The organism is Paenibacillus sp. FSL P4-0127 (genome assembly GCF_038007325.1).
Lineage (GTDB): Bacteria > Bacillota > Bacilli > Paenibacillales > Paenibacillaceae > Fontibacillus > Fontibacillus macerans.
Map to the genome: position 1 here is coordinate 1,800,348 of NZ_JBBOWY010000001.1, position 9,314 is coordinate 1,809,661.

Sequence of the window (9,314 nt, forward strand, 5' to 3'; positions counted from 1 at the left end):
CGGATTTCTACCATGTTTGAATTTACTAAATCAAAGAAATCCGCGAACAGCAGCGATCGTAAGAACATTTCACACGTCTGCCTCCATCCGACCAGCCATTAATTCAACATATGTAGACCACTCAGCGACTCAGGAAGGAAGGAACCGATGCGCAACTTGCTAATGACCGTCAGTTACGACGGCACGAACTATTACGGTTTTCAAACCCAGCCAGGCGGCAACACCGTGCAGGACCATTTGGAAGCAGCGATCTTCGGGCTCACCGGGGAGCGGGTGAAAATCCACGGCTCCGGACGCACGGATGCCGGCGTACACGCCCGCCAGCAGCCGTTTAATTTCCCGACGGCGGCGAAGATTCCGGTGGAACGCTGGTGCCTGGCGCTGAACAGCCGTCTTCCTTCCGATATCCGGGTGACTTCGGCCAGAGAGGTGCCGCTATCCTTTCATTCCAGACGGTCGGCCAAACGCAAAACATATCGCTATACGATCAACGGGAACCGTTTTCCCGACGTGTTTCAACGAAACTACCAGCTGCACCATTACGGCCGGCTCGATATTGAGGCGATGCGCTTAGGGCTGGCCTTTTTGGTCGGTACGCATGATTACACCTCCTTCGCCTCGCGCCATTCCACGCAACCCAGTCATGTTCGCACGATTTATGATGCCCGGCTGGAAACGGAGACATCGCCGGATGCTTCCGGCAGTGATGGGCAGGGCGTTATTCACTTGTATTTTACCGGCAACGGCTTTTTGCAGCACATGGTTCGCATCATTGTAGGCACGATGCTGGAGATCGGAGAGGGCAAGCGTAAGCCGGAGGACATTCCGCTCATTCTCGAAGCGCGCAACCGCGAGGCAGCCGGCCCCACGGCCGAAAGCAAAGGCTTGATGCTGTGGAGCGTCGAATACGACGAAACAGCCCTTCAGTTGTGAAACCCCGGACGGACTCATACGTAACATATTTAAAAATGTGATTATTGGCATAGCCCAAGGAGGTTTTTTGCATGAAATGTCCGGTATGTAATGATGTGCGCATGAGAGAAGTGGAGAAGGATGGCGTCTTGATCGATGTTTGCCCGGATTGCAAAGGGGTTTGGCTGGACCGCGGCGAGTTGGAGAAGCTGATGAGCGAAGTGCGGGAAATCCGGCCGGCTTTCAACGAGTGGTACGAGCGGGATTACGACCGGCCAAAGCCGAAGTCCAACGAGGGGTACGGCGGCTACCCCCAACAGGGGCAACAGGGATATGATCCGCGATACTCGCAACACGGTTATGACAAACACTATAAGCATAAGAAGAAAAAGTCCGTGCTTGATGTGTTTGGCGATCTGTTCGATTAACCGCAAAGCGATATTTTAGCGGTAAAGCTTTAAAAAAAGCTTGCGTATTATTTGCCCTTCCTGTAAAATAAAAGTTGTGTTTTCTTGATGGCTCTCCCACAGCCCCGCTCAAGAGAACCGACCTAACATATGACATTGCATTACCAACTTGGAACGAAACGATCGAAGATAAATGTGCCGGAAGGTCCTGCGCCCGAAGAGCATGATCGTTTGCGGCATGATGGAAACATTTCGGAAGATATTGAAGGAGGATCATTACATGCGTACCACTTATATGGCGAAGCCGGGCGAAGTAGAGCGCAAATGGCATATCATCGATGCCGAAGGCAAGACGCTGGGCCGTCTGGCAAGCGAAGCTGCCGCTCTCATCCGCGGTAAACATAAACCACAATTCACTCCACACGTTGACTGCGGTGATTTTGTTATCGTCATCAACGCGGAGAAGATCGCCCTGACCGGCAAAAAAATGGACAACAAAAAGTACTATCGTCATTCCCTGCATCCGGGCGGTTTGAAAGTGACTACAGCCAAGGATTTGCTGAGAACGAAACCTGAACGTGTAATCGAGTCCGCCGTTCACGGCATGCTGCCGAAAACTCGCCAAGGCGAGAAAATGAAGCTGAGATTGAAAGCTTACGCTGGCACAGAGCATCCACATGCGGCACAAAAACCTGAAGTTTACGAACTTCGCGGATAATTAAAAGGGAGGACAGTTTCATGGCACAAGTACAATACTATGGGACAGGTCGTCGTAAACATTCGGTAGCTCGTGTTCGCCTTGTACCGGGTGAAGGACGCATTGTCATCAATAAACGCGATATCAACGATTATTTCGGTCTGGAAACGCTGAAGCTGATCGTAAAACAACCTCTGGCTTTGACGGAAACGCTCGGCAACTACGACGTTATCGTTATCGCTCATGGCGGCGGTATTTCCGGCCAAGCCGGCGCAATCCGTCACGGGATTTCCCGCGCTCTGCTCAAAGCGGATCCGGAATTCCGTCCGGCGCTGAAAAAAGCAGGCTTCCTGACTCGTGACCCGCGGATGAAAGAACGTAAGAAATACGGCTTGAAAGCAGCCCGTCGCGCTCCGCAGTTCAGCAAGCGCTAAACTTTATCAAAAGTGGTCAAAAACCCCGGAACTACGCGGTTTCCGGGGTTTTTCCTTTTCAAATGGTTTGATGCAATTTGACAGAACGAAGCCTCTTTTAACCCATTTTCTATGGGTTAAATGGTGGACAACCACCCCCAAAAGAGGGCTTATGGGTTAAAAAATAGGACAACCGAGACGTGATTTTGGGCTGCTAAGGGGATGTTTATTTATACATCTCCAAAATACCTTTTCCGTGAAAACGGTTTGTCTGAATCTGACCTAATTTGAACAAAAGAGAATAAATTTAATCGCCAAGCGCTCAGTATTTTTTACTGGGCACTTTTTGCATTTCCGGGGAATTTCATTCCGGGATAAGAAAAGGCCGTCACTTTCAATTTTTGAAGTGGCGGCTTTTTCTATTTCCAGAAGCCATAGAACAATTTAGAAATGAGGTGAAGTCATTGAACACGCAAATCATCGCCATCGCCAACCAGAAAGGCGGCGTTGGCAAGACAACCACCTGCGCGAACCTGGGGATTGGGCTGGCGCAGGCCGGAAAGAAAGTGCTGCTGATCGACGGGGACCCGCAAGGCAGCCTGACCATCAGCCTGGGCCACCCCCAGCCGGACAAGCTGCCCTTTACCCTGTCCGACGCGATGGGCCGTATCCTGATGGACGAGCCGCTACGCCCCGGCGAGGGTATCCTGCACCATCCGGAAGGCGTTGACCTGATGCCCGCCGACATCCAGCTCTCCGGCATGGAGGTCTCCCTGGTGAACGCCATGAGCCGAGAGACCATCCTGCGGCAGTATCTGGACACGCTCAAGGGACAGTATTCCCACATCCTGATTGACTGCCAGCCCTCCCTGGGTATGCTCACGGTCAATGCCCTGGCCGCCGCCAACAGGGTCATAATCCCCGTCCAGGCAGAGTATCTGCCCGCCAAGGGCCTGGAACAGCTGCTCCAGACCGTAAACAAGGTGAAGCGGCAGATCAATCCCAAGCTCCAGATTGACGGCATATTGCTGACGATGGTGGACAACCGCACCAACTTTGCCAAGGAGATCGCCGCCCTGCTGCGGGAGACCTATGGCAGCAAAATCAAGGTGTTCGGGAGCGGGATTCCCCATTCCGTCCGGGCCAAGGAAATCAGCGCCGAGGGCAAGAGCATTTTTGCCCATGACCCCAATGGCAAGGTGGCCGAGGGGTACAAAAATCTGACCCAGGAGGTGATAAAACTTGAAAAGCAGCGCGAAAAAAGTAGAGCTGGCCTCGGTAGATGATCTGTTCTCCACCGAAGAAGGCCGTCAGGATGCCAAGCTGGAGAAGATTCAGGAAATCCCGCTGTCTGAGCTGCATCCTTTCAAAAACCACCCCTTCAAAGTCAAGGATGACGAGGCCATGATGGAGACCGCCGACAGCGTTCGGCAGTATGGTGTTCTGGTTCCGGCGATTGCCCGCCCGGACCCGGAGGGCGGCTATGAGCTGGTGGCCGGTCACAGACGGCACCGGGCCAGTGAGCTGGCCGAGAAAGAAACCATGCCGGTCATTGTCCGGGACCTGGACGATGATGCCGCCACCATCATCATGGTGGACAGCAACTTGCAGCGGGAAAGCCTGCTCCCCAGCGAGAGAGCCTTTGCCTACAAGATGAAGCTGGAGGCCATGAAGCACCAGGGGGAACGCTCTGACTTAACTTCTCGCCAAGTTGGCGAGAAGTCGCAGACTTCTATTCAGCTTGTTGCAAGCCAAGCCGGTGAAAGCCAGAGGCAGGTGCAACGCTATATTCGCCTGACGGAGCTGATTCCTGAACTGCTGAATATGGTGGATGAAAAGAAAATTGCCCTCAATCCGGCCTATGAGCTGTCTTTTCTCAAAAAAGAGGAACAGCGGGACTTGCTGGACGCGATGGACAGCGAACAGGCCACCCCCTCTCTCTCCCAGGCCCAGCGGCTCAAGAAATACAGTCAGGAGGGGCATCTGACCCTCGATATGATGCGCGTCATCATGGGTGAGGAAAAGAAAAGTGACCTGGACCGGGTGACTTTCACCTCCGACACCCTGCGAAAGTATTTCCCCAAGAGCTACACGCCCCAGCGGATGCAGGAGACCATCATCAAGCTGCTGGAGGCGTGGCAGAAGAAGCGCCAGAGAGACCAGGAACGATGAAAGGAGCCGCCTATGAGGGATATTTCAGCCCGTGAGCTGAAAGGACACAACATTTTGGCCGTGGAGCGTTTTCAGGACAACACCCGCTGGATGATCGAATTTTCCATCCTGCGTCCCTGTTCCTACGGCAGCCCCGGCGATGAAATGCGGCTGTTTCTCACCGAGGACGGGTATCAGGCCGCTCTCGTAAGCCAGAAGCGCCGGGAAATCAAAATCAAGCGGTATGCCCGTGTGATCGAGGGCCATGTTCTCGACTTCAAGCCGGACAAGCGCCGCCGCCACCCGTAAACCCGCCACTACCACGAAAGGAAAGGAATGAATATGTGTACTGTCCAGAGCATCAAGGATGCTATCCGGGAAAACTGCCAGTCTCTGTATGACATGGAATCCACCGACATTGACCGGGTTTTGCAGACCCTCCCGTTTTCGGGGCATGATTCGTTGTTCGACCAGCCGCCGCTGCCCAAGCGTCCCTACCGGCCCCGGAAGAACACGAAAACCAAGAACAGCTGAACGCCACAGTCTTTTTTACGAAAGATTGTGGCGTTTTTCATGCCCTGAGAACAGAAAGGAGTGAAGTCAATGGCGGTCTTTCGGATTGAAAGAACCCGCGACTATACGGTTATGAGCAATCATCACCTGCGGAACCATGAATTGTCCCTGAAAGCAAAAGGGTTACTTTCCATGATGCTGTCCCTGCCGGATGACTGGAACTATACCACCCGTGGCCTTGCAAAAATCTGCAAGGAGGGCGTGGACGCCATCGGGAATGCGCTGCGGGAGCTGGAAACTGCCGGTTACATCGTGCGCCACCAGCTGCGGGACCGGCAGGGTCGGATCAGCGACACCGAGTATGTCATATATGAGCAGCCCCAGCCCCGACAGCCGGATACGCCCCAGCCGGATACGGATGCACCAGATACGGCTTCACCAGATACGGAAAACCCGTATCTGGATAAACCGGATACGGAAAAGCCCGCAGAATTAAATATAGAGAAATCAAATACCCAAAAATCAATTACTCATGGATCAAGTACCGATTCCATTCCCTTCCGGGAGCCCGCGGCAGCACAGCTGCCGGAACGGAAAGGAAGGGATGCGATGTCACTCACAGAGATGGAAAGTTATCGGGATTTGATTCTGGAGAACATCGAGTATGACCACCTGTGCCGGGAGTTTACCACCTACCAGGAGGACCTGGACGAGATTGTGGAGCTGATGGTGGAGACCGTCTGCGCCAAGCGGAAAACCACCCGGATCGCTGGAAGCGACTTCCCCCATGAGGTAGTCCGCTCCCGTTTTTTGAAGCTGGACAGCTCCCACATCGAGTTTGTCATGGAGTGCCTGCAGAACAACACCACCGAAATCCGCAACATGAAGCAGTATCTGCTTGCGGTGCTGTTCAATGCGCCGACCACGATCAGCAATCACTACACCGCACAGGTCAACCACGATATGTACGCAGGCGGCTGGTAAACAGCCGCTTTTGTGCTGCCCGGGCACACCGGGAGAAAGGATTTTGCCATGAAACGACCCCTTGCTTACATTACGGCTCCCTGGAGCAACAGCCAGTACGAGAACGCCGAGAACGCTGCGGCCTACTGCCGTCAGGTGTACGACGCCGGGTATTCGCCCATCTGCCCGGTGCTGTTCCTGCCCACCTTCCTCAAGGACGAGATTCCCCAGGAACACAAGGACGGGCTGGATATGGCGCGGGACTACCTGCGCCGGTCCCATGTGTTGGTGGTCTGCGGCCACGGTATCGACGAGACCGTGAAGAATGACATTGCCACCGCCGAGCGCCTGCGGATCACCGCCACCACCCTGGACGGCATCCTGACCGTGAAGGGCCAGGGGCGCGGGAAAGGAGGTGCGCGCCATGCCTGAGCGTAAGACCGTGGGCCAGCTGATGGAGGAAATGCGCCTCAAGGCCGGGGCGCAGAACTACCACGGCCACGAATACATGGATTTGCAACGGTTTGCCGAGAACACCCGGCACATGATTATCTTCGATGTGCTGACCCACGATTCGCCGGTGGGCTGGAAAGGCGAACGGACCCGCCTGTTTCTGACGGAGGCCGGATACCAGAAAAGCCTGGAGAACCAGGAAAAGGGCCACATCAAGATTCTCAGCCATGCCAAGGTGCGCCAGGGGCATCTGTACTATGACCGCTCCGACCAGCTGCGTTGAAAGGAGCCTGCCATGATGAAATACCTGCTGCGGCGGCTGGTGGTCCCGCCTTAGTATCAAGCGCCACCCCTGCAAAATCCGTGGAAAGGAGGCGATGACCTATGCAGGAGGAAGTGGAAAACAGGACTTTGACGCTGGTAGTCAGCGGAACAAAGTTTACCGGGCGGCTGTTTAAGGCCGCCATCACCAAGTACCTTGCCCACCGCAAGGAAAAGAAGCTGCAAAAGCAGAAAAGCCGGGATACCCCCGTGATTCCCCACGGCAAACAGACGGTGAAGCAGCTGATCGGCCAGAATCAGGGCGTTTCCAACATCGAGATCACCGACCCCTCCATCAAGGAGTTTGAGAAGATCGCCCGGAAATACGGCGTTGACTATGCGGTGAAGAAGGACCGCAGCAGCTCCCCGCCCAAGTACCTGATCTTTTTCAAAGGCCGGGATGCGGATGCCCTGACCGCTGCCTTTACCGAGTACACCGGCAAGAAGGTCAGAAAGGCGCAGAAAACAGAGCGTCCGTCCGTGCTGGCAAAGCTGAGCCAGTTCAAAGAGCTGGTGAAACACGCCGTCGTGGACCGGAACAAGCGGAAGGAGCTGGAACGATGAAAAAGCCGCTTGACATCAAAAAGCTCCTTTTGCTGAATATGCCGTATATCCTGATGGGACTGTTCGCCACCAACTTCGGTGAAGGATGGCGGATGGCCGTGGGTGCGGACGCTTCGGCAAAAATGCTCTCGTTCTTCTCCACGCTGCCGGTGGCACTGGCAAGCTGGTGGCCCAGCTTGCACCCTCTGGACCTGCTGGTGGGTCTGTGCTGCGGTGGTGGCCTGCGGCTTGCGGTCTATCTCAAGAGCAAGAACGCCAAGAAGTACCGGCACGGTATGGAGTACGGCTCCGCCCGCTGGGGAACCCATGAGGACATCGCGCCCTACATCGACCCGGTGTTCCAGAACAATGTGATTCTGACGAAAACCGAGAGCCTGACCATGAACAGCCGCCCGAAAGACCCCAAGACTGCCAGAAACAAAAATGTTCTGGTGATCGGCGGCTCCGGTTCCGGCAAGACCCGGTTCTGGCTGAAGCCGAACCTGATGCAGATGCACAGCTCCTATGTGGTCACAGACCCCAAAGGCACCATCCTGGTGGAGTGCGGCAAGATGCTCCAGCGCGGGACGCCCAAACTGGGCAAGGACGGCAAGCCCATGAAGGATAAGCGCGGCAAGGTCATCTATGAGCCTTACCGGATTAAAGTCCTCAATACCATCAACTTCAAGAAGTCCATGCATTATAACCCCTTTGCTTACATCCACTCCGAAAAGGACATCTTGAAGCTGGTCACGACGCTGATTGCCAACACCAAGGGCGAGGGCAAGGCCGGGGACGATTTCTGGGTCAAGGCGGAAACGCTTTTGTACTGCGCCCTCATCGGGTATATCCACTACGAGGCTCCGGTGGAGGAACAGAATTTCTCCACCCTTATCGAGTTCATCAACGCGATGGAGGTCCGGGAGGATGACGAGGAGTTCAAGAACCCCGTAGACCTGATGTTTGACGCGCTGGAGGCGGAGAAGCCAAATCATTTTGCGGTCCGGCAGTACAAGAAGTACAAGCTGGCCGCCGGTAAGACCGCCAAGAGTATCTTGATTTCCTGCGGTGCGCGTCTTGCTGTATTTGACATTGCGGAGTTGCGGGAGGTCACTTCCTACGATGAGCTGGAACTGGATACACTGGGAGATCGCCGGACTGCATTGTTTCTCATTATGAGCGACACGGACGATAGCTTTAACTTCCTGATCTCCATGTGCTACACCCAGCTGTTCAACCTGCTCTGTGAAAAAGCGGACGATGTGTACGGCGGGCGGCTGCCGGTCCATGTGCGGTGTCTCATTGACGAGTGCGCCAACATCGGCCAGATTCCCCGGCTGGAAAAGCTGGTCGCCACCATCCGCAGCCGCGAGATCTCTGCCTGCCTGGTGCTGCAAGCACAGTCCCAGCTCAAGGCCATCTACAAGGACAACGCCGATACCATCATCGGCAACATGGATACTTCCATCTTCCTGGGCGGCAAAGAGCCGACCACCCTCAAAGAGCTGGCCGCCGTGCTGGGCAAGGAGACCATCGACACCGTGCGCCCAGATAGGGCATTAAGTAAAGTAGCATAAGGCACTACCCCGTAAGATAACGCGGGAAACAACCTGCCCAACCGAAAGGCGAAAGCTGATACGGGAATGCAGCATGGCAGAAAAGCGGTAAGTCACCTAAAGATACTTTGGTGCGACTGAACCGCAATGTTAAGCGGATATGAGGCTCAAGTTTTGTTTACTGAACGCAAGTTTCTAATTCCTGTTATTGGTCAGGCGGAGGAATGTATCTGAAACCTCTGGCACGAGAACGGTTGACTATATGTGTCAGTCAATCGGTTATCACTATCGCCGTGCAATCTGTAGGAGAACCTATGGCAAAGAAACGAAAGCGAAGTCCGCCAATCCGCATTTGCCTGTACTTAATGCTAACTGGGGATACCCT

At 54.5% G+C, this 9,314-nt stretch carries 13 protein-coding genes; all 13 read left to right on the forward strand.

The window, feature by feature from the left end:
• Positions 1-147 precede the first annotated feature (147 nt).
• The 13 genes from truA (at position 148) to NYE74_RS07965 (ending at position 8,950) form a co-directional block, all read left to right on the forward strand.
• Entirely contained in the window at positions 148-933 is a 786-nt protein-coding gene (gene truA, locus NYE74_RS07905) for a tRNA pseudouridine(38-40) synthase TruA (protein WP_124333534.1), read from the forward strand.
• Between the two features lie 71 nt (positions 934-1,004).
• Entirely contained in the window at positions 1,005-1,340 is a 336-nt protein-coding gene (locus NYE74_RS07910) for a TFIIB-type zinc ribbon-containing protein (protein ID WP_036619554.1), read from the forward strand.
• Positions 1,341-1,599: 259 nt separating this feature from the next.
• On the forward strand, positions 1,600-2,037 hold the full coding sequence (gene rplM / locus NYE74_RS07915) for a 50S ribosomal protein L13 (protein ID WP_036619556.1): 438 nt from the start codon (positions 1,600-1,602) through the stop codon (positions 2,035-2,037).
• A 20-nt stretch (positions 2,038-2,057) separates the two neighbouring features.
• Positions 2,058-2,450: a 30S ribosomal protein S9 gene (gene rpsI, locus NYE74_RS07920; RefSeq protein WP_036619558.1), complete on the forward strand. Its 393-nt coding sequence runs from the start codon at positions 2,058-2,060 to the stop codon at positions 2,448-2,450.
• A 443-nt stretch (positions 2,451-2,893) separates the two neighbouring features.
• Entirely contained in the window at positions 2,894-3,715 is an 822-nt protein-coding gene (locus NYE74_RS07925; RefSeq protein ID WP_341004708.1) for a ParA family protein, read from the forward strand.
• Positions 3,672-4,601, forward strand: coding sequence for a ParB/RepB/Spo0J family partition protein (locus tag NYE74_RS07930; RefSeq protein WP_341004709.1), 930 nt, complete (start codon positions 3,672-3,674; stop codon positions 4,599-4,601). Before NYE74_RS07925 ends, NYE74_RS07930 begins: the two co-directional genes overlap by 44 nt.
• 12 nt (positions 4,602-4,613) lie before the next feature.
• The gene (locus tag NYE74_RS07935) at positions 4,614-4,889 is read left to right on the forward strand and encodes a DUF5720 family protein (protein ID WP_087307675.1); all 276 of its coding nucleotides are present in this window, start codon (positions 4,614-4,616) and stop codon (positions 4,887-4,889) included.
• A gap of 33 nt (positions 4,890-4,922) precedes the next feature.
• Positions 4,923-5,114 (forward strand): hypothetical protein, encoded by a 192-nt coding sequence (locus NYE74_RS07940; protein ID WP_341004710.1) that lies wholly within the window; start codon positions 4,923-4,925, stop codon positions 5,112-5,114.
• A gap of 69 nt (positions 5,115-5,183) precedes the next feature.
• Complete coding sequence (locus tag NYE74_RS07945) at positions 5,184-6,077, forward strand: DUF6017 domain-containing protein (protein ID WP_341004711.1); 894 nt, start codon at positions 5,184-5,186, stop codon at positions 6,075-6,077.
• A gap of 48 nt (positions 6,078-6,125) precedes the next feature.
• Positions 6,126-6,488 carry a DUF7768 domain-containing protein gene (locus NYE74_RS07950; RefSeq protein ID WP_015537377.1) on the forward strand — a complete coding sequence of 121 codons (363 nt, stop codon included), beginning with the start codon at positions 6,126-6,128 and terminating at the stop codon, positions 6,486-6,488.
• The gene (locus tag NYE74_RS07955) at positions 6,481-6,792 is read left to right on the forward strand and encodes a DUF5720 family protein (protein WP_341004712.1); all 312 of its coding nucleotides are present in this window, start codon (positions 6,481-6,483) and stop codon (positions 6,790-6,792) included. The genes NYE74_RS07950 and NYE74_RS07955 overlap by 8 nt, the downstream gene beginning before the upstream one ends.
• 101 nt (positions 6,793-6,893) lie before the next feature.
• Positions 6,894-7,394: a PcfB family protein gene (locus NYE74_RS07960; RefSeq protein WP_002576352.1), complete on the forward strand. Its 501-nt coding sequence runs from the start codon at positions 6,894-6,896 to the stop codon at positions 7,392-7,394.
• On the forward strand, positions 7,391-8,950 hold the full coding sequence (locus NYE74_RS07965) for a VirD4-like conjugal transfer protein, CD1115 family (RefSeq protein WP_445323390.1): 1,560 nt from the start codon (positions 7,391-7,393) through the stop codon (positions 8,948-8,950). Before NYE74_RS07960 ends, NYE74_RS07965 begins: the two co-directional genes overlap by 4 nt.
• Positions 8,951-9,314 lie beyond the last annotated feature (364 nt).

Bases quoted from the DNA above. Each gene is read 5' to 3' on its own strand.
- truA (WP_124333534.1), top strand. From the start codon at position 148: ATGCGCAACTTGCTAATGACCGTCAGTTACGACGGCACGAACTATTAC.
- NYE74_RS07910 (WP_036619554.1), top strand. From the start codon at position 1,005: ATGAAATGTCCGGTATGTAATGATGTGCGCATGAGAGAAGTGGAGAAG.
- NYE74_RS07965 (WP_445323390.1), top strand. From the start codon at position 7,391: ATGAAAAAGCCGCTTGACATCAAAAAGCTCCTTTTGCTGAATATGCCG.
- NYE74_RS07935 (WP_087307675.1), top strand. From the start codon at position 4,614: ATGAGGGATATTTCAGCCCGTGAGCTGAAAGGACACAACATTTTGGCC.
- NYE74_RS07945 (WP_341004711.1), top strand. From the start codon at position 5,184: ATGGCGGTCTTTCGGATTGAAAGAACCCGCGACTATACGGTTATGAGC.
- rpsI (WP_036619558.1), top strand. From the start codon at position 2,058: ATGGCACAAGTACAATACTATGGGACAGGTCGTCGTAAACATTCGGTA.
- NYE74_RS07950 (WP_015537377.1), top strand. From the start codon at position 6,126: ATGAAACGACCCCTTGCTTACATTACGGCTCCCTGGAGCAACAGCCAG.
- NYE74_RS07955 (WP_341004712.1), top strand. From the start codon at position 6,481: ATGCCTGAGCGTAAGACCGTGGGCCAGCTGATGGAGGAAATGCGCCTC.
- rplM (WP_036619556.1), top strand. From the start codon at position 1,600: ATGCGTACCACTTATATGGCGAAGCCGGGCGAAGTAGAGCGCAAATGG.
- NYE74_RS07960 (WP_002576352.1), top strand. From the start codon at position 6,894: ATGCAGGAGGAAGTGGAAAACAGGACTTTGACGCTGGTAGTCAGCGGA.
- NYE74_RS07940 (WP_341004710.1), top strand. From the start codon at position 4,923: ATGTGTACTGTCCAGAGCATCAAGGATGCTATCCGGGAAAACTGCCAG.